Origin of the sequence: Prochlorococcus marinus str. SB (assembly GCF_000760115.1) — a bacterium.
GTDB classification, from domain to species: Bacteria; Cyanobacteriota; Cyanobacteriia; order PCC-6307; family Cyanobiaceae; genus Prochlorococcus_A; species Prochlorococcus_A marinus_D.
Window position 1 is genome coordinate 64,436 of sequence record NZ_JNAS01000001.1, and the last position, 19,534, is coordinate 83,969.

A 19,534-nucleotide genomic window follows, 5' to 3' on the forward strand; every position below is an offset into this window, starting at 1 on the left:
TTCTAGGATTCTAGACTGAATCAGTGCATTTCGTTGATATTTTATCTAACTTTATGCTTATACTACTCTTAAAAGTATCCAATTTTATAAATGAAATTTGAGGTCAACGACAAGGTTAAGTTGATTGCGCCAGTCTCTTACTTGAAGACTTCAGATAATATGCCGATGTTAAGACCACCTGATCTAGTGGCAATTGATGAAATTGGACAAATCTTGTCTATCAAATCTCCAGATACTGTCGAAGTAAAATTTAGAAGAGGTTCGTTTTTAATTGATATTGATAAGATTGAGAAAAGCTAAGTTAAAAGTTTTTCTTCCATCTATTAGAAATCTCTAAACATATATTTTTATTTCCAGAAATACTCAGGAAAGGTTTTGAAAAATACTTATTAGTTAATTTAAAAATATCTAACGAAGATATTCCCTCTATTTTTGAATTTAAATCGATTTCAGAAATTGGTAAAACTTCATAACTGATTAACTGTATTTTTCTCTGTAAAATTTCATCAAGTGATTGATTTCCTAATAGGAAAGAACCTTTTAATTTTTCTTTTGCTAAAAATATTTCAGCATCAGTCAACGGTTTAAAAAGCAAATTTTTCCATAGTGTTGATAAAAGTTCAAAAGCAAAAAGTGCTTGCTCATTGGATACGGATAAATAAATTAAAAATGGGGCATTTCCACTTCTAATGGGATAATAAACACCTAAATCGTAAGTGATACCATGTTTTTCTCTAAAAAGTTTAAATAAAGCAGCGCTCATTCCATAAGATAAATGTGACTCCAAAACCTTAAGAGGAAAATATTCACTACTTCTTCGCGAACAAGTTTGATCCCCCATCATTATTATTGTTTGATTTGAATCATTATTAATGTAATCAAATCTATTCATAGTATTTAAATTATGAGTTAAAGGATCTGTTTTTTCTTTTAAGATTATTTTTTCTAATGTTCCCAAATTTTCTCCATTTATTTCGGAATTATTTGAAATTAAATACTTTTCTCTTTTTTTTAAATTTTTAAACTCAAGCAAAACATCTTCATAGGTAATTTTTGAGACATCATTTGAATTGCCAATTGTGTTGAAAGCATAAGGATGATTTGAGTAAACAATTTTTCTCCATTTTTCAAAACAGATATTAAATGGATTCTCTTTATCTTTTTTTAGATAATCAACAGAAGATTTTTTTACTTTTTTAAATTCAATTTCAGAGAGGATTGGCTTATTAATTATTAAGTCTAATAAAGGGAACAATTTGCTGAAATGTTCATTTAGGGATTTAATACTTATTGAAATACCATCTTCAAATATTTCTTGATTTAATTCTGCTCCATAGGACTCAATATACTCTGAGAAAGTAAAGTTGTTAAAACCTTCACATCCTCTGGTAAGTAATGAACAAAGGATCTTGTTTATCCCTTTTTTGCCAGTACTATCCATATCACTCCCCCCTTTAATCCAAATTGAAGCAATTGAGAAATTCCTTTTTTTATTATCTAAAAAATATCTTTTTAACATTTACTAGGGGATGCAACTAAAGTGAATTTTTCTCCACGGATATATTCTGTGATCTCTTTGAAGTTATCCAAGTCATTCCAATAACCTAAATGACTCTCTAAATTATTGATTGAAGATTTTCTCCCCCAAAGAAGTTCATTTCCAAAGAATGAAGAAAGTTGTGTAGATGTCTCTAAATTAAAAATATAATTACTTTTCACAATATTTATTGCTTTTTTTATTTCATCCAAAGCCAATACTTTACAATTTGAGATCTCATCAATTGTTTTATTAATTTGCTTTTCTACTAAATCAATGTCTTTGGACTCACAACTTGCTTCTATTATAAATAATCCTCCTAATTCTCCTGCATTTACATCTACATATACCGATTCAACAAGATTAGCATCTTCTTTTAAAATTTTAACTAATCTGCTGTTTCTTCCAACAGAGAGTATGGATGCTAATATCTCAAGTCCAATAATAATTTTTTGATCATTTAGGTTTGGGATAAACCAAGCCATAAATATTCTTGAAAACTCTAAATTATCAAACTTAACTGACTCTCTACCTTTCCTTATTTTTAAAGAAGGTTTATTTTTCAGATTTATAAAATTTGGACTTTCTTTTATGCCAGATAGATCACTTTTTTCAAAAATTTTATAAATTTCTTCGGAGAGATTCCCCGCAATTGCAATACAAATTTTTTCGGTAGTGTAATATTTGCTATGAAATTTCACAAGGTCATTTATCTCTAAGTTTTTAATACTATGTTCAGTTCCCAAGATCGAATTAGCATAATTAGGACTTAACCAAACCCTTTTCAAAAAATAATTAAATAGTCTCTCTTCAGGCTGATCATTTTGTTGTTTTATTTCATCAATAACTACCCCTTTTTCTTTTATAAATTCATCAGGATTAAAATCTGGAGAAAAGACAATATTTGTCAAAAGAGCAAGTGATTCTCTAAAGTTATTGGGTGGAACTAAGACATGGTAATGTACATCATCATAACCAGTTGAAGCGTTACTTAATCCGCCTAGTGATTCAATTTTATGGTCAAATTCACCTGGCATGATTTTGTTAGATCCTTTAAAAATCATATGTTCTAGAAAATGAGCAGTGCCATTTTTATCAACATCCTCAAATGAAGAACCTGCTTTGCACCAAATATCAATGCTTATAAGCGGCAATTCTTTATTGTCCACATATACACATCTTGTTTTGCTTGAATGGGTGTAGTAGTTAACATCTCCTACGTTCATTTTCGTTCTCACTTTAAATTCTATTTTGGTACTTTTTAGCCTTGTTGTCTGAATCTTTAACTAAAACAAAATTAACTGACCCTCTTATTTTGGATTTGTTACAAAATATTAGAGAGCACAGATCCATGCTTGAGGACCTTAAGAGTATAAAAATTGATCCAAAACTAACTAACATAATATCCAAAGAAATTGGCAGGGAACTTTATATTGAAAATGAATTTCATAAAGCAAAAGGTTTTAGAAAGTTACATATTGAAATAGCAGAATTTTCAAAGAATCTTAAAATATTACACTGCGTTTTTTTCCCTGATCCAAAGTTTGATATCCCAATTTTTGGGATGGATTTGGTAAAAATAAATGATATTGTTTCTGCTGCCATTGTTGATTTATCCCCAGCATCACAAAACCAAGGTTTGAAATACGAAAAATTACTTTCTGAAGTTGATAAAAGTTCTTTTACCTCTTTGAGAGAGATTCCTAAATGGGGAGGGATTTTTTCTAATAATGTATTTTTTGCTTCCTTAAAAAGAAAATCTGAAAAAAATGAATTTTGTAGAGTTGTGGATCAATACCTCACTATTTTGATCAAATTAAGTAAGAGAGCTAAACCGGAAGTTAATGAGGAAATTATCCAAGAAAGAATAGATTTTCAAAAAAATTATTGTGTTCAACAAATGAAAAATGAGAAGACTAGCATGGTTCTTTTAAAATATTTTGATGAAAAATGGGTCAATAACTACATAAAAACAGTACTCTTCGATTTTTGATGAAATTAAAAATATTAAAAAATTTATTTATTTATTTTTTATTATTTACACCAATATCTCTTGGTGTTATTTCCTGTTCTGGAAATAATAAATCTAGTTCAAAATTAAAAGAGGAAATAACTTCAGATTTCATACCTCCTATTAAGGCTGTTGCCGCACTTGGTCAACTTTCTCCTTCGGGAGAGATTAGACAATTGGCAGCTCCAATAAGTCAGTTTGGCTCTTCCCCCCGAATTGTAGAAATTTTAGTAAATGAAGGGGATTTCGTAAAAAAAGGTGATATCCTCGCAATCTTTGAAAATGGAGAAAAATTAATCGCTGATCTTGAAAGAAACGAAAATCTAATTAATATTATTAACGAAGAAATTACCCTAAAGAAAGAACAAATTCAAAGATATGAGTTGGCTTTGAACAAAGATGTATATTCTTTTGTAGAGTTTTCACAGAGGAAAGATGAATTATTAAAATTGCAAAAACAGAAAATAAACCTTATCGGAGATCAAAAAAACATCAAGATAGATCTATTAAATTCAAAACTAAGGAGTCCAATCGATGGTTTTATCCTTGGAATAAACACAAGAGTTGGTGAAAGGGATCAAAATGAAGGGATTTTGGATATTGGTTCTAGTCAAAAAATGGAAGCTTTAATAGAGGTTTATGAATCGGACATCGATAGGGTCTTTATCTCTCAGAATGTTGAATTGAGCAGTGAGAATGGAGGTTTCCAAAAAATTCTAAAGGGAAAGGTGATTAGGATTAGTCCTCAGGTAAAACAAAGAAAAGTTCTATCAACTGATCCAACAGGCGATGCTGATTCAAGAATTATCGAGGTACTAGTAAAACTAGATCAAGATTCTATAGATATCGTTCAAAACTATGCAGGAATGAAAGTGATTGCAAAATTTATTCCCTAATGAGTTTTTCTTTTTTAAAATTTAGAAAAATACCATTAGCTTGGTTGTTATTAACTAGGCAACCATTAAGGTTAGCAGTTGCCATAGCTGGAATCAGTTTTGCAGGGATTTTGATGTTTATGCAATTAGGTTTTAGAGATGGTTTATTTGACACAAGCGTAACTATTCATAAACTTCTAGATGCCGATCTTGTTTTGATAAGTCCCAGATCAAAAAGTTCTATAAGCATGAGTGGATTCCCAAAAAGAAGATTGATTCAAACTCTCGCAGTAGAGGAAGTTGAAAAAACTGCTCCCGTTAATCTAAATTATTTACTTTGGAGAAATCCCGAAAATCTTAAAACTAGATCAATACTTGCATTAGGTTTTAATCCCTCTGATTCACTTCTTTTAGATAAGGGATTCTCAAAGAAAGCATATAAATTGAGAAATCCATCAAGAGTTCTTTTTGACAAACTATCTAGACCTGAATTTGGACCGATTGAAGAATGGTTCTTATCTGAAAAAAAAGTGGAGACTGAGGTTGCTGGTAAAAGAGTAATTGTTGAGGGCCTTGTGGAGTTGGGACCATCTTTTGGCGCAGATGGCAATTTGATAACTAGTCGAGAAACCTTCCTAAGACTTTTTCCGGCTAATCCTCCTGGCAGTATAGAAATTGGTTTGGTAAAGCTAAAAAAAGGATCTGATCCTGTATTGATTTCTAGGATATTAAATAACTCACTCCCAAATGATGTTAGGGTTCTTACAAAAAATCAATTTATAGAATTTGAAAAGAATTATTGGAAAAATAGTACTGCAATAGGTTTTATATTTAGTTTGGGAGCATTGATGGGTTTCGTTGTAGGGTGCGTGGTTGTTTATCAAATTCTTTATAGTGACGTTACAGATCACCTCCCAGAGTACGCCACCTTATTGGCAATGGGGTATAGACTTAAGTCCCTTTTCTTTGTTGTAGCTAGAGAGGGGTTTTTGTTGGCTTTGTTTGGTTATTTACCTGCTTATTTCTCTGGTCAAATTCTTTACTCAGTTATAAGAAGTTCTACTAAGCTCCCAATAATAATGGACTCAGACAAAACTATTTTAATTTTCGTATTAGTTTTAGTTATGTGTATGGGGTCCGCCGCTGTTGCGATGCGTAAATTAGTTGACGCTGATCCTGCCGAAATTTTTTAAAAATTGAAGATAAATGGTTAAAGCTAATAAATCAAAAAATAATGTTAAAAACCTTAAAACAGTCTCAATAAATAATTTGAGTCACTTTTATGGAAAAAATGAGAATAAAAAACAAGTTCTTAATAACGTTAATTTAAATATTGATAAAGGAGAGTTGGTTCTTTTGAAAGGACCTTCAGGATGTGGTAAAACGACTCTTTTAACATTAATTGGTGCCTTGAGAACCTGTCAAAGTGGAGATTTAACTGTACTAAATAATCAGTTAAATGGAGCATCAAGGAAAACACGTCAGATTCTTAGAAGAAGTATTGGAATGATTTTTCAAGGTCACAATCTTCTGAGATGTTTAACAGCAGAACAAAATGTCCAGATGGGCGCCGATTTAATAAAAGGTTTAACATATCTGCAAAGACGTGAAATAGCACGGAATTGGTTGTCAGCAGTAGGATTAGAAGAACATCATAAAAAGTTGCCAAATGACTTATCTGGTGGGCAGAAACAGAGAGTAGCAATTGCTCGAGCTTTATCTGCTAACCCAAAACTTTTATTAGCGGATGAGCCCACTTCTGCTTTAGATAGTGTCACAGGAAGAGAAATAGTAACCCTTTTAAAGAAACTAGCAAAAGAGCAAAATTGTTCTGTACTTATGGTGACACATGATCCAAGAATTTCTGATATGGCTGATAGGATACTAAATATGGAAGATGGTAAAATATATAGTGCTCATAGTGAGCTAATATAATTAAAAGTTCAAAATTTTATGTCTAAGAGAAGGAATCTAAAAAAAGAAAAGCAGGAACGTAATAGAGCCTATGCTAGAAAATTCAAAAAAAGGAAATTAAGAACTGATGGAAGACCTGATGGTGGAAACGTTACAGGTACAGCAAATAATGGCGGAGCAGCTGATTAGGGAATATCTTTTATTTTTCTCTTTAGAGTTCAATATATTATGCATATTTAAGACATAGTCATGAATGTAAGTATTGTTATACCGACTTACAATAGATTACCTATACTAGAGAAATGTCTTTTTGCGCTTGAGAATCAAAAATTAAATACAAATATCAGTAATTATGAAGTTATAGTAGTTGATGATGGATCAACTGATGGGACAACATCATGGATAAATAAAAACAAAGCTGATCTCCCCCACGTTATTTTATTTCAACAAGAACATGGAGGGCCTGCACTGGGAAGAAATCTGGGAGTAATTAAATCAAAATATGAAATTATTATATTCATTGATAGTGATCTTATTGTTTTAGACAATTTTATAAATTGCCACGTAGAAAAATTACTTGCCTCTTGGAGAAAAAATAATAAAAAATGTTTTACCTATGGTTCGGTAGTCAACACATCTAATTTTCTTAATCCTCAGAGTGAAAAACATAAATTATTGGATAGTTCTTTTGCGTACTTTGCTACTGGGAATGTAGCGATATCAAAAGAATTAATTTTAAGTGTGGGATTATTTGATACTTCTTTTAGTCTTTACGGATGGGAGGATTTGGAACTTGGAGAAAGATTAAAAAAAATTGGGACAAAATTAATTAAATGCCCAAATGCAGTAGGTTTTCATTGGCATCCGCCATTTAATTGCGAACAAATAGATTCATTAATATCACAAGAAAAAGAGAGAGCAAAAATGGCTTTAGTGTTTTATAAGAAACATCCAAATTTAAGGGTTAGATTTATGATTCAATTAACTCCTCTCCATAATTTACTTTGGCAAATTCTTTGCTTGGGAGGACTAATCAGTATTGATAGAATCCTTCCTTTATTAAAATTCCTAGTAAATATAAGAAGAAATAGACTTGCACTTGAGATACTTAGAATCCCTTTAAATATGATTTACATTAAACAGTTAACCAAATCGAGATAAAAAACTTTTAGAATTACACATCACTTGCTAAGATAGTTGGATTAAATCACACACATCTGACAGTTTCGGGTGAATTATTAATATTAATTCCCCGTCAGATGGAGGCTAACCCGAAACCCTTTTTAAATTATGGCTGTTGTATCACTATCAGAAATGATGGAAGCTGGTGCTCATTTTGGGCATCAAACTAGACGTTGGAATCCCAAGATGTCCAAGTATATATATTGCGCGAGAAATGGAGTTCATATTATTGATCTTGTAAAAACAGCATTATGTATGAACAATGCATATAAATGGACGAGAAACGCTGCAAAAAGCGGTAAACGTTTCCTATTTGTCGGTACAAAAAAACAAGCATCAGATGTAGTAGCTCAGGAAGCTACACGCTGTGGAGCTGCATATGTAAATCAAAGATGGCTTGGAGGCATGTTGACTAATTGGACAACAATGAAAGCTAGGATTGAAAGACTAAAGGATCTAGAAAGAATGGAAAGTAGTGGTTCAATAGCAATGAGGCCTAAAAAAGAAGCTGCAGTATTAAGGAGAGAACTTGAAAGATTACAAAAATACTTAGGTGGACTTAAGGGTATGAGAAGATTACCAGATGTTGTTGTATTGGTTGATCAGAGAAGAGAATCTAATGCAGTATTAGAAGCTAGGAAATTAGATATTTCATTAGTATCAATGTTGGATACAAATTGCGATCCGGATTTGTGTGAAGTTCCAATTCCTTGTAACGATGATGCTGTTAGATCTGTGCAACTTATTTTAGGAAGACTTGCAGATGCCATTAATGAGGGCAGAAAGGGCTCTAATGCCGAAAGAAAAAATTAAATTCCAATTTAAAACTTACTATTCACTATTTTTATTACTTCAAATGGGAAACATTACAGCAAAACTTGTAAAAGATCTTAGAGACAAAACTGGCGCAGGAATGATGGACTGCAAAAAAGCACTTAACGAAACTGAGGGAAATCTAGATAAAGCTTTGGAATGGTTAAGAAAGAAAGGTATAGCTAGTGCTGAGAAGAAATCGGGAAGAGTAGCTGCCGAAGGGTCAATTGGTAGTTATATACATACTGGATCAAGAGTCGGAGTTTTACTAGAGTTAAATTGTGAAACTGATTTCGTTGCAAGAGGTGATATATTCCAATCTTTGTTGAAGGATGTCTCAATGCAAGTAGCAGCATGCCCAAATGTTGAGTATGTCTCAATTGATGAAATACCGGAAGATGTAGTTGAAAAAGAAAAGCAGATTGAAATGGGTAGGGATGATTTATCTGGAAAACCAGAACAAATTAAAGAAAAAATAGTAGAAGGGAGAATAGCAAAAAGACTTAATGAGCTTGTTTTGCTTTCACAACCCTACATTAAAGATAGTTCTCTAACAGTTGAGGATCTTGTTAAACAAGCAGCTGCAAAAATTGGGGAAAATATCAAAGTAAGACGCTTTACAAGATATACATTGGGCGAAGGTATCGAAAAAAATCAGATGGACTTTGCTGAAGAGGTCGCATCAATGCAAACAAACTAGTCACTTGAATGAATTGAATAATTTCAATAATTACTTAGATATAGTTAAAATTAAATCTCAATTAGAGAGAGCAGACATACAAAAAAGAATATTAACTAAAAATATCTATAGGGAATATGAAATTTACCTTAATCTAATAAGAGATCTACTTTTCATATCTGTAGAAAAAGGCCTTAATCAAATATATAGTTATCCAACAATTAATGATAATTTCTTAAATGAAAATGAATCCTATAATCTTTTTGAAAAAAAAATAAGTAAATTAATATTTAAGAATTTGCCCTTTTTGACAGTAGAACAATTAAAGATAAATGAAATTGAAAAAAATATAAATAAGGAAATCAATTTTACTATTTTTAATAGTTCAACAAAAATAATAGATGATCAAAAAGAAAAATTCCAATATGAAGATAGTTTTCAATTAAAAGAACCCGTTCAGTATGAGATTACTGAAGATTTTTCAAATACTTCTGAATATTATCAAGCTAATAATTATGAAAGATTCGTATCACTTGATTTAGATAATAACCACCATAATAATTATTTATCTAAAAACAATATTTTTGAAAATTTAGGAGTTGAAAAACAATTTATTTCCTCCTTAATTGAATTAATAGGAGATGAAAAGGTGGAAAAACCAAGATATCAAGAAAAAGAAAATATCAAGCAAATGGATAATTTACCAAAAAATCAGATTCTTAATAATTTTGATTTAATAGACAAGTCATTGGACAATTTACTATTGAATCTTTCATATAGTATTAACCAAGAATTATTCAAGGCAAATTTAATAAAAAATTTGATATCCAAAGATTCCTTTGATTACTTAGTAGGCAAAAATTTTATGATAAAACATCCATATCCTTTTGTTATTAATTTCGAATTAAACTTAAATAGGTCATCATTAATAGTCAATAATTTTCCAAGCATTATTTTCTTCAATATATCTACTGTTGAGTTAGAGTTTAAAAATTTAAATCTTTCTATTCAAAGGAACAAAATAAATGAGCTCAAAAATCAATTTCAGCGTTTGATTAAAAAAGAGACATATTGGAGGCAAAAAGAATTCTCTTTGAATAAAATACATTGAAAAAATAATTCTTTTTTCAAATGTGACTATTAGCGGGAATAATAATAAATTAATTAAAGATTGGATAAGACCTCTTCAAAAATCTCTTACGATTGAAACTGAAAACAAATTTATTAATACTTTAGGAAGAGAAAAATACTTTAATGATTATTTGCATGAATCATTAAAAAAACTAGATAATCTAAATCTCTCAGACGAATATTTAAGGATATTTTATGAATTTTCTAAAAAATATAATGAATATAATAAATTAGATGAAAATCAAAGAAAAAGGTTAATAATAGACACAAGAAAAAATCTTTATAAGCTAGGTAAAACTCTAGAAATAGAAAGTTCTAATAATATTTCTAATAATGTTTTTCTTAATAAAGCTGATTCAAGTTTGTCTTTTGATTCAGATATTTCATTAATAAAAAATGTAGGAAAAGTTTATAAAAATAAGCTTAATGAATTAGGGATATTTCATATAAAAGATCTAATTAATTATTTCCCACGAACATATCTAGACTATACGAATAGAGTTAAAATAATAAATTTAAAACCAGATAATTTATACACGTGCATCGCAAACGTTAAAAGGTTTTATATTTATAAGAGTAAAAAAAATAGTAATTTGTCAATAATGAATATTTTAGTTTCTGATGAAACTTCTTCAATAAAGGTCACAAAATTTTTTTTAGGAAGAAGATTTAGATCTTACTCCTTCTTCACATCTCAAAAATCTTTGTATTCTCCTGGAACTAAATTAGCAATTTCGGGTAAGGTTAAATTGACAGAGTATGGCAAAACTTTTGTAGATCCGCAGATTGAAATTCTTAAGGATAACAATGATAATTTTAATTTCTCAGGCAAAATATTACCCTTGTATTCATTAGGTGAAGCTTTATCAAATATGAGTTTTATAAAACTTATGAAAAAGGTACTAATTTATGCAAAGCAATATCCAGAAATTTTAAATAATAAGCAACTTGATTCATTATCTTTATTATCAAAAGGAGAGTCGTTGATTAATATTCATTTCCCACCAACTCAACAGGCACTTAGGGAGTCAAAAAAACGTTTGGTTTTTGATGAATTATTCCTACTTCAAATTAAGTTCCTACTCAGAAAAAGAAAGACGAATAAAAATGTAATTTCACAATTTCCTCAAAAGAAATCTTTATTAAAAGAATTTTTAAATACTTTTCCTTTTGAATTAACAAAATCTCAAGAAAATGTTTTAAATGAAATTAAGAAAGATTTATCTAATCCTGTACCAATGTCTAGATTGCTTCAGGGAGATGTGGGAAGCGGTAAAACCATAATTGCAATAGCGTCTCTTTTACTTGTCATTGAAAAAAACCTGCAAGGTGCATTTATGGTCCCAACTGAGGTATTGGCAGAACAGCATTATAAAAATTTATTAAAATATTTAAATCCCCTTTTAGTTTCTGTTGAACTACTTACTGGGAATACTCCTCAAAAAAAGAGAAAAGAAATTTTCTCTAATTTGAACAATGGATTAGTTGATATCCTCGTAGGTACTCATGCACTATTTGAGGATAAAGTCATCTTTAATGCGTTAGGCATGGTCGTCATTGATGAACAACATAGATTTGGAGTTACTCAAAGAAATAAATTACTAAATAAAGGAGAAAATACTAACTTGTTATCAATGACAGCAACACCAATTCCAAGAACTCTTGCGCTTTCTATTTATGGTGATTTAGATGTGAGTCAAATTACTGAACTCCCTCCTGGGAGAGTTCCCATAACAACAAAAATAATTTCGGAAGATGATTTAACTAACTTGTTCAAGATTGTTGAAGATGAAATCAATAAGGGAAAGCAGGCTTATGTGATTTTGCCACTTATAGAAGATTCAGAAAAAATGAATTTAAGCTCCGCAAAGAAAACATTCAAACATTTATCAGAAGAGGTCTTTTTTAACAAAAAAGTTGGATTATTACATGGCAAATTAAGTTCACAAGAAAAGAATGAAGTAATTAATTCTTTTTTAAAGAATGAAATTAATATATTGGTTTCAACCACAGTTATTGAGGTTGGCATCGATGTGCCTAACGCCACAATTATGATTATTTACAATTCGGACAGATTTGGATTGTCCCAGTTACATCAATTAAGGGGGAGAGTTGGTAGAGGATCAACAAAATCTTTTTGTTATCTGGTAACCCCCGATAAAAATGGATTAGAAAACAAACGACTTTGTGTTTTGCAAAAATCTAATGATGGTTTTTATATTGCTGAAAAAGACTTGGAGCTTAGAGGGCCAGGTCAGATTTTAGGATATAGACAATCCGGATTGCCTGATTTTGTACTGGACAATTTACCTAACAATAAATTTCTTATTGATAAGGCTCGTGAAGAGGCTATTAAGATTGTTAGTGATGATCCTGATTTAAAAGAAAATGTTGTTTTAAGGAATATACTTATTGATAATTCTGATAATAAATTCATTCATGATTTCTTGAATTGAAAACTACCATTGTAATTATTGATATATATGCCACTATAAATCAATTGTAAATTTCAATTGAAAATTTGGAATAAAATACCAATTAAAGATAATGGAGATAAATTAATAGCTATACCTAGCTGCCTAAAGTTTTTAGATCCACACCCTTACTCTCATTTAGGAGCACCTTACAAAGATAAAACTTCTATTTGGAAATTAAGAGAGGAGGTCGTAAATAGATTAGTAAAAGTAAATGATTATTTGATATCAAAGAGTAGTTTTTACCTTTTAATTTATGACAGTTGGCGACCTTTAGAAGTTCAGGAATTTATGTTTAAAAGAGCATTTTTATTAGAGTGTGAAAAATCCGATATTGATATTTCTTTTGAAAATATAAAATCATATCCATCAATTTTAAAAAAAGTTGAAAAATTTTGGGCATATCCTTCTTATGACATTAGGTGTCCTCCCCCTCATTCAACTGGGGGTGCCTTGGATGTTTGTTTATCAGATAAATACGGAAATCTTGTTGAAATGGGAAGCATAGTTGATCAAATGGATGAGACCTCAAATCCTTATTTTTATGCAAACATCAAAAATGAAGAAGCAATTATTTGGAATAGTAGAAGAAATTTATTAAGGGAAGTTATGACTAAATTCGGATTTGCTCAACATCCATATGAATGGTGGCATTTTAGTTATGGTGATCAATTATGGGCTTGGAAAAATAAAAAAGCAAATGCCATTTATGGAAAAATTTAATTTCTATTGATTTTCATTCAGTAAATTCAATATATAATTTTCATCTTGAGTATTTATAAAATCTCCGAAATCCAAATCCAAATTACTCTTCCAATTATCAAATAATGGTTGAAGAGTTTTTTCTAAATCGTTAAGCTCCATTCTTTGTAGAAATGGTTTAGCAAGCCTTTGTAGATTTTTACTGCCCCCCAACCATAATTGGTATTTGTTTTGACCACTTCCAACAAGTGCTAATTCGGCCATATAAGGCCTGGTACATCCATTCGGACATCCCGTCATTCTGAATAATATTGTCTTTTGTATTTTTAGATTTAATAGTAAATTTTCAATCCTTTTTAGTACGTCAGGTAATATTCTTTCAGCTTCAGTCATTGCAAGACCACAAAGTGGTAAAGCGGGACAAGCTAGAGCATGTCTTTGTATTTTATTAATGTTTTCTAAATTTCCGTATCCAATTTTTGATAGAGATTTTTGAATTTCACCTTTGTTTTTATTGGCGATATTACAAAGTAAAATATCTTGATTAGGTGTGAGTCTTAAATCTAAATTATATTTTTTAACAATACTTGTGATAGTATTCTTCTTCTCTCCAGATAATCGCCCTGATAATAATGGTAATCCCACGAAATGAGAGGTTTTATTTTGTTTATGCCAACCTAGGTAATCAATAAGAACCTTATCAGGTTCTTTTCTGATTTTTTTAATTTCTTTTTTGAAATACTTATCAGAAAGTATCTTTTTGAACCATTTAATACCTTTTCTATGAAGAAGATATTTCATTCTCGAATTTTTTCTTGATTTTCTATCACCATAATCTCTTTGAATAGCCACAATGCTTTGTATTAATTCATAAACATCAGGTTCTTCAACATATCCAAGTGGATCTGCAATTCTTGCAAAGGTCTCCTCATTATTATGTGTGCGACCCATACCACCTCCAACATAGAAATTGCACCCTTCTAAGTTTCCATCTTTAGAAGTAAAGGCAACTATTCCTATGTCATTGGTAAGAAGATCAACAGAATTGTCCCCAGGAACTGTCACGGCACATTTGAATTTTCTCGGTAAATAAGTTGAACCATAAAGTGGCTCATCTTTTATCCCACTAAAAACATTATCTTTGAATTGGAGCTTCCTAATTGCTTCAATATCTTTGTCAGGCTTTATGATGTATTCTAAGTCTCCATCAGCCCAAAGCTCTAAAAAAGTACCTTGGCCTGCTATTGGGGTGAGAAGATCTGCAACTTTCTTTGCCAATGCTCTTGCAATATTATAATCTGGCGAATCAAATGGAGCCGCAGGTGCCATAACGTTTCTATTTATGTCTCCACAGGCAGCTAATGTCGAGCCCATTGAATTTACTATTGTTTGGATTACTTCTTTTAGGTTTTCCTTTCTGATTCCATGCATTTGAAAGGCTTGTCTTGTAGTTGCCCTAAGTGTTCCATTACCTAGATTTTCAGATAATTCATCTAATGCTAAAAATAATTTTCCAGGGACTTCACCGCCCGGATTTCTTAACCTAAGCATCATTTGCCAATCTTTACTTTTGCCAGGCCTTCTATTTTCCCTGTTATCTTGTTGATAACTACCATGAAATTTTAGTAACTGAACTGCATCATTAGTAAAATGATCACTCTCATTGACTAATTCCGTAGCAAGTGGTTCCTTAAGAAATTGGCTACTTTTTTTAAAATTTTCAAATTTAGAAACTTCTAGTCCATTTGCTAAACAAACAGTCTCATCCTTTGCAGAATCTTTTTTCTTTTTTACTTTCTCAACCTTGATCAAAGGACCAAAACATATCTCTTTTTATACATTAGCGAAAAGCTTATTTAACTGGTAGTAAATTATAGTAAGTGAAGTCATATTTTTTTCTTGTCTAAATATTTACTTGAGATAGGAACAGAAGAGTTGCCCGCAAAATTTTCTCATTCTGTTCTAGAGCAATTTAAATCTCTAATAGAATTTGAATTGGATAAAAAGTTAATCAAATTCGAAAATATAACTGTTACCTCCACACCTAGGAGGATAGTTCTACTTCTCGAAGGTTTAGTTGATTATGCAGAAGATAAGATAATAGAAAGAAAAGGGCCTAAAGCAAATTCAGCTTATTTAAATGGATGTCCTACTAATGCTGCTTTAGGATTTGCTAATAGCTTAGATATAGATGTAGGTGAGCTAAAAATAAAAAAAACAGAAAAGGGTGATTTTGTATTTGGAAAGAAAATTGAAAAAGGACTATCAACAAAAAATTCTTTGTCTTCGATTATCCCAAAACTAGTAAAGAGTCTTCAAGGCCCTCGATTTATGAAATGGGGGGCTGGGAACATAAAATTTTCAAGACCTATTAGGTGGATTGCGTCTATTTATAATGATGAAATTCTTGATTTTGAATTTGATGAATGTGATCCAAAGATCAAAATAAGTAATAAAACGAAAAGTCATAGGCTAATCAATGAAGTTTTAGAAGTTCAGAATCCTGATGATTTCTTTGAGTTATTGAAACGAAATAGAGTAATAGCTATTCGAAAAGAAAGAAAAGAAAAAATTGAAAGTTTAATAAATCAGGCATCTAAATCTTTAAATCTGAAACCTGACCTTTCAGAAGGATTACTAAATGAACTAACTGACTTAGTTGAATGGCCAGACTTAATTATTGGCAAATTTAGTAATGAATTTCTTGATCTTCCGGTTGAAGTTCTCTCAACAGTCATGAAAATTCATCAGAGATACGTTCCTCTTTTATTTAAAAACGAAAGTTTTTCTAAACTAGATTTAAGCTCTGAAAAAAATATTAGTACAACTTTCTGCGTTATTTCAAATGGTCTTGAAGAATCAAGTAATAATATCGCTAAAGGTAATGAGAAAGTATTAAGGGCAAGGTTTTCAGATGCAAAGTTTTTCGTAGAAAGTGACAAAAAAGTTGCTTCAATCGAAAGAAATGAAAAGCTTAAATCTGTTTCATATTTAAAAGGACTTGGAAATATATTTCAGAGGGTAGAAAGGATAGAGGAAGTTACTAAAAAAATTCTTAAATTTATAAATGATAAGTCTCTAGAAGAAAAAAAATTAATAGAAGCTGCTAAATACTGTAAAAACGACTTATGTAGCGAAATTGTTTTCGAATTTCCTGAGCTGCAAGGAATAATGGGTGGTAAATATCTTAAATTTGAGGGATTTAGTGAGGATGTTTGCTTGGCTGTCGCTGAACATTATTTACCTTCTTTTTATAAAGATGCTTTGCCCTCCACAAAATATGGTGCAATAGTTTCCATAGCAGATAAGGTAGAAACTTTAATAAGTATATTTATTTCTGGTAAACGACCTAGTGGATCATCTGATCCTTATGCCTTAAGAAGAAATTTGAATGGTGTGATTAAAATAATTTGGGATTATGAACTTGATTTACCTTTAGATAAATTATTCAACGAACTTATTGATTTTTGGAAAATCTTATTTCCGAATTTAAACTTCTCAAGAGAAATAGTATTAAATGATTTAAATGAATTTTTAGTTCAAAGAATTATTAGTCATCTAGAAGAAATATCACTAAGTAAAGAAATAATAAAGGCTGTTTGCTCTTCTGATGAATTATCTCAAAAAAGAGTATTGAATATTGTTGATCTTAAAAATAGGGTTAATACTATTATCAATTTTAACGAAAAGGGTAATTTTGTAGAAATCCAGAAGGTAATTACTAGGGTAAGCAAATTAGCAAATAAAAGTGATATTTCAATAGACGTTCTCTCAACAAGAGATTATATAAACACAAAACTTTTTGAAAAAGATTGTGAATTCAAAGTTTTTGAATTTATTAGAGAATTAGAAAAACATTTTTCAGAAGGTTATTGCAATTATTTGGAACTTCTAAATTTGTTTGAGATTAATTTAAACACTATCGAGGATTTATTTGATAATGAAAAGGGAGTCCTAATAATGTCAGAGGATTTTAAAATAAGAAATAATAGACTAAATTTGTTGAGCTTAATTAGAAATTATTCTCTAAAAATTGCCGACTTTACACTTTTGAACTCTTAACTTTAATTCCTCCCTTTATTGAATAATTTTCTAGCATTTTTTCTACCTCTTTATTTTCCCTAACGGCACTATCAACGGGTTTATATTTATGAGGCGCTAGGGCTTTCCCTCTTAAAATCGAACCAAGTGTAAGCATCGTAATTTTAAGTTGCTGTAATGGTTTCATAGACACAACTCTTTTGTATAAGTAACTATCAAAAGTAAGTCTTTGAACATCCATGTCATCACACATCTCAACAAAGGCTTCTCTAGCAGAATCATTTCTATAGAAAATATTTTGAAGGATTTCTAGCACCTTATAAGTTGTGCCATATTTTTTATCCCATTTTTTAAGATAGTTTTTTAAATCTTTTTCTGATGGAATTACTTGACCATTTTTTGATGCTTCAACAATTTCTTCAGCACACATTCTTCCGCTTTTTGCAGCAAAATAAATACCCTCTCCAGAACTTTTTGTAACATAACCAGCTGCATCACCAACCAATGCCATTCTCCCAACTACCCTTCTTGGCCTTGGATGCTCTGGAATAGGGTGAGCTTCTACCTTTATTACTTCACCATTAACAAGTCTTTTCTTTGCCCTATTTCTTACACCCTCTTGAAGTCCTTTAATTAATGACTGATTCTTTTGCATGGTTCCTGTGCCCACAGCAACATGATCATATTTAGGAAATACCCACCCATAAAAATCAGGAGAAACATCAGTTCCAACATACATTTCAGCAAGATCTTCGTAGTAACTCATTTCTTCTTTAGGCAATTTAATTCTTTCCTGAAATGCTATAGCAACTTTGTAATCACCTGCATCCATTGCTTTTGCGACTCTGCTATTGGCTCCATCAGCTCCGATCAAAAGATCAACAGTAAGCTCTTTTAGTTCCCCTTTTTTATCTCCATTCGTAAAATCTGAGTAGGAAAGCTTATATGGCCCTTGATTATTATCGCCAGTATCAATAGAAGTAACTAATCCATTTATTAATTTAGCACCAAGATCTGATGCTCTGTTGCGCATAAAGGCATCCATAACTTCTCTTCTACACATCCCAATAAACTCATTATCACTTTTCCCATAAACTCTATCTAAACTTATATCTACTTCTCTATTTGATGGAGATATCATTCTCATATGCCTTACTTTTCTATCAATAATTGACTCAGGCAAATCAAATTCTTCAACCATGCAAAGTGGAATTGCTCCTCCACATGGTTTCGCATTATCTAATTTTCTCTCGAATAGCCAAGTTTTTATTCCAGCTTTAGCAAGTATTTCTGCCGCACATGAACCACTTGGACCTCCACCAATAACAGCTACCCTCAACATATGAAAAAAAATAAATACTGTATATAAAAACTACATCTTTTTTGCTTATAAAAGTGCATTTCTTAAAATAATAGTTAATATCGAAATATCTTTTCCAAATTCACTTCTAAATATTGGAACTTAATAAAGATATCGATCAATTTGATTTACCACTTGCCAAAAGAACTTACCTAAATAATCCAAATTCAACATTATTAAAAAAACTATTAATATTTTCTCCATTTCTTTTTCTTATCTTTTCTGTCGCTGCATTGCGATTAATTAAAAATATAGAAATAGGATCTCTTGATAATCTCAATTTTCAAGCTCAGATAAATCACGACCATAGAATTTTAGGTCATTTACCCTATGCGGAAATTTCTAAGGAGAAACTAGTTTTAATTGAGCCTAATATTGAAGTTCATATGGATATGCGCGATTCTCTAATAAAGATGAGAGAAGAAGCCAAAAAGGATGGGATATATTTAGTCTTCTTGAGTGGTTATAGATCAATAAATTTGCAAAACGATATCTTTTATTCTTTAAAATCTATTAGAAATCAAGAGGCGGCAGAAAGAGCTAGAGTTTCAGCCCCTCCAGGGTATTCCGAACATAGTACAGGTTTCGCAATCGATATTGGTGATGCTACTCAAAGAGAGACAGACTTTGAAACCGACTTCGAAAATACTGCCGCCTTTAGATGGTTAATAAAAAATGCAGCTAAGTTTCACTTTAAGTTATCGTTCAACAAAGATAATAAATATATAGATTACGAACCCTGGCATTGGAGATATGAAGGGTCAATTGAAGCATTAAAAGTTTTTGAAAGCTCAAATAGAAAATTATAAATCTAA

General features: G+C 30.7%; 18 protein-coding genes. 14 read left to right on the forward strand and 4 right to left on the reverse strand.

Features of this window, described 5'->3' with window-relative positions; all coding sequences use genetic code 11:
* Positions 1 to 90: 90 nt before the first annotated feature.
* On the forward strand, positions 91 to 300 hold the full coding sequence (locus EV02_RS0108535; protein WP_032518741.1) for an NAD(P)H dehydrogenase assembly family protein: 210 nt from the start codon (positions 91 to 93) through the stop codon (positions 298 to 300).
* Between the two features lies 1 nt (position 301).
* Here EV02_RS0108535 and EV02_RS08105 read toward each other — a convergent pair whose 3' ends face one another.
* Positions 302 to 1,519, reverse strand: coding sequence for a M16 family metallopeptidase (locus EV02_RS08105; RefSeq protein WP_032518742.1), 1,218 nt, complete (start codon positions 1,517 to 1,519; stop codon positions 302 to 304).
* The gene (locus EV02_RS08100; protein WP_032518744.1) at positions 1,513 to 2,763 is read right to left on the reverse strand and encodes a M16 family metallopeptidase; all 1,251 of its coding nucleotides are present in this window, start codon (positions 2,761 to 2,763) and stop codon (positions 1,513 to 1,515) included. The genes EV02_RS08105 and EV02_RS08100 overlap by 7 nt, the downstream gene beginning before the upstream one ends.
* 41 nt (positions 2,764 to 2,804) lie before the next feature.
* On the opposite strand from EV02_RS08100, the gene EV02_RS08095 reads away from it, so the two are divergent.
* The 11 genes from EV02_RS08095 (at position 2,805) to EV02_RS08050 (ending at position 13,339) form a co-directional block, all read left to right on the forward strand.
* A complete protein-coding gene (locus tag EV02_RS08095; protein WP_032518745.1) occupies positions 2,805 to 3,530 on the forward strand; it encodes a phycocyanobilin:ferredoxin oxidoreductase in 726 nt (241 codons plus the stop codon).
* Positions 3,530 to 4,444, forward strand: coding sequence for an HlyD family efflux transporter periplasmic adaptor subunit (locus EV02_RS08090; protein WP_032518746.1), 915 nt, complete (start codon positions 3,530 to 3,532; stop codon positions 4,442 to 4,444). Before EV02_RS08095 ends, EV02_RS08090 begins: the two co-directional genes overlap by 1 nt.
* Positions 4,444 to 5,616, forward strand: a complete 1,173-nt coding sequence (gene devC, locus EV02_RS08085; protein ID WP_032518747.1) for an ABC transporter permease DevC — start codon at positions 4,444 to 4,446, stop codon at positions 5,614 to 5,616. Before EV02_RS08090 ends, devC begins: the two co-directional genes overlap by 1 nt.
* Positions 5,617 to 5,629: 13 nt before the next feature.
* The gene (locus EV02_RS08080) at positions 5,630 to 6,358 is read left to right on the forward strand and encodes a DevA family ABC transporter ATP-binding protein (protein ID WP_032518748.1); all 729 of its coding nucleotides are present in this window, start codon (positions 5,630 to 5,632) and stop codon (positions 6,356 to 6,358) included.
* A gap of 18 nt (positions 6,359 to 6,376) precedes the next feature.
* Complete coding sequence (locus tag EV02_RS09285) at positions 6,377 to 6,526, forward strand: hypothetical protein (protein WP_011376314.1); 150 nt, start codon at positions 6,377 to 6,379, stop codon at positions 6,524 to 6,526.
* 60 nt (positions 6,527 to 6,586) lie between these two features.
* Positions 6,587 to 7,498 (forward strand): glycosyltransferase family 2 protein, encoded by a 912-nt coding sequence (locus EV02_RS08075; RefSeq protein ID WP_032518750.1) that lies wholly within the window; start codon positions 6,587 to 6,589, stop codon positions 7,496 to 7,498.
* A 129-nt stretch (positions 7,499 to 7,627) separates the two neighbouring features.
* A complete protein-coding gene (gene rpsB, locus EV02_RS08070) occupies positions 7,628 to 8,332 on the forward strand; it encodes a 30S ribosomal protein S2 (RefSeq protein ID WP_011818259.1) in 705 nt (234 codons plus the stop codon).
* Positions 8,333 to 8,375: 43 nt separating this feature from the next.
* Complete coding sequence (tsf, locus tag EV02_RS08065; protein ID WP_025923057.1) at positions 8,376 to 9,032, forward strand: translation elongation factor Ts; 657 nt, start codon at positions 8,376 to 8,378, stop codon at positions 9,030 to 9,032.
* Between the two features lie 13 nt (positions 9,033 to 9,045).
* Positions 9,046 to 10,122 (forward strand): adenylate cyclase, encoded by a 1,077-nt coding sequence (locus EV02_RS08060; RefSeq protein WP_241433690.1) that lies wholly within the window; start codon positions 9,046 to 9,048, stop codon positions 10,120 to 10,122.
* Positions 10,123 to 10,144: 22 nt separating this feature from the next.
* Positions 10,145 to 12,598 (forward strand): ATP-dependent DNA helicase RecG, encoded by a 2,454-nt coding sequence (gene recG / locus EV02_RS08055; protein ID WP_032518752.1) that lies wholly within the window; start codon positions 10,145 to 10,147, stop codon positions 12,596 to 12,598.
* A gap of 57 nt (positions 12,599 to 12,655) precedes the next feature.
* Entirely contained in the window at positions 12,656 to 13,339 is a 684-nt protein-coding gene (locus tag EV02_RS08050; protein ID WP_032518753.1) for a M15 family metallopeptidase, read from the forward strand.
* A gap of 3 nt (positions 13,340 to 13,342) precedes the next feature.
* On the opposite strand, the gene EV02_RS08045 is transcribed toward EV02_RS08050, so the two are convergent.
* Positions 13,343 to 15,130 carry an NADPH-dependent assimilatory sulfite reductase hemoprotein subunit gene (locus EV02_RS08045; protein ID WP_032518755.1) on the reverse strand — a complete coding sequence of 596 codons (1,788 nt, stop codon included), beginning with the start codon at positions 15,128 to 15,130 and terminating at the stop codon, positions 13,343 to 13,345.
* 87 nt (positions 15,131 to 15,217) lie between these two features.
* Here EV02_RS08045 and glyS point away from each other — a divergent pair, with 87 nt between their 5' ends.
* Positions 15,218 to 17,380 carry a glycine--tRNA ligase subunit beta gene (glyS, locus tag EV02_RS08040; RefSeq protein WP_032518757.1) on the forward strand — a complete coding sequence of 721 codons (2,163 nt, stop codon included), beginning with the start codon at positions 15,218 to 15,220 and terminating at the stop codon, positions 17,378 to 17,380.
* Here glyS and chlP read toward each other — a convergent pair.
* Positions 17,361 to 18,701 (reverse strand): geranylgeranyl reductase, encoded by a 1,341-nt coding sequence (gene chlP, locus EV02_RS08035; RefSeq protein WP_032518759.1) that lies wholly within the window; start codon positions 18,699 to 18,701, stop codon positions 17,361 to 17,363. The two genes, glyS and chlP, sit on opposite strands and share 20 nt — an antisense overlap.
* A 113-nt stretch (positions 18,702 to 18,814) precedes the next feature.
* Here chlP and EV02_RS08030 point away from each other — a divergent pair, with 113 nt between their 5' ends.
* Positions 18,815 to 19,528 (forward strand): M15 family metallopeptidase, encoded by a 714-nt coding sequence (locus EV02_RS08030; RefSeq protein WP_032518760.1) that lies wholly within the window; start codon positions 18,815 to 18,817, stop codon positions 19,526 to 19,528.
* The last annotated feature ends 6 nt before the right edge of the window (positions 19,529 to 19,534 follow it).

What these genes read in the sequence shown, in the direction of transcription:
- EV02_RS0108535 (WP_032518741.1), top strand. Translation starts at nt 91, where the DNA reads ATGAAATTTGAGGTCAACGACAAGGTTAAGTTGATTGCGCCAGTCTCT.
- EV02_RS08105 (WP_032518742.1), bottom strand. Translation starts at nt 1,519, where the DNA reads ATGTTAAAAAGATATTTTTTAGATAATAAAAAAAGGAATTTCTCAATT.
- EV02_RS08100 (WP_032518744.1), bottom strand. Translation starts at nt 2,763, where the DNA reads ATGAACGTAGGAGATGTTAACTACTACACCCATTCAAGCAAAACAAGA.
- EV02_RS08090 (WP_032518746.1), top strand. Translation starts at nt 3,530, where the DNA reads ATGAAATTAAAAATATTAAAAAATTTATTTATTTATTTTTTATTATTT.
- devC (WP_032518747.1), top strand. Translation starts at nt 4,444, where the DNA reads ATGAGTTTTTCTTTTTTAAAATTTAGAAAAATACCATTAGCTTGGTTG.
- EV02_RS08080 (WP_032518748.1), top strand. Translation starts at nt 5,630, where the DNA reads ATGGTTAAAGCTAATAAATCAAAAAATAATGTTAAAAACCTTAAAACA.
- EV02_RS09285 (WP_011376314.1), top strand. Translation starts at nt 6,377, where the DNA reads ATGTCTAAGAGAAGGAATCTAAAAAAAGAAAAGCAGGAACGTAATAGA.
- EV02_RS08075 (WP_032518750.1), top strand. Translation starts at nt 6,587, where the DNA reads ATGAATGTAAGTATTGTTATACCGACTTACAATAGATTACCTATACTA.
- rpsB (WP_011818259.1), top strand. Translation starts at nt 7,628, where the DNA reads ATGGCTGTTGTATCACTATCAGAAATGATGGAAGCTGGTGCTCATTTT.
- tsf (WP_025923057.1), top strand. Translation starts at nt 8,376, where the DNA reads ATGGGAAACATTACAGCAAAACTTGTAAAAGATCTTAGAGACAAAACT.
- chlP (WP_032518759.1), bottom strand. Translation starts at nt 18,701, where the DNA reads ATGTTGAGGGTAGCTGTTATTGGTGGAGGTCCAAGTGGTTCATGTGCG.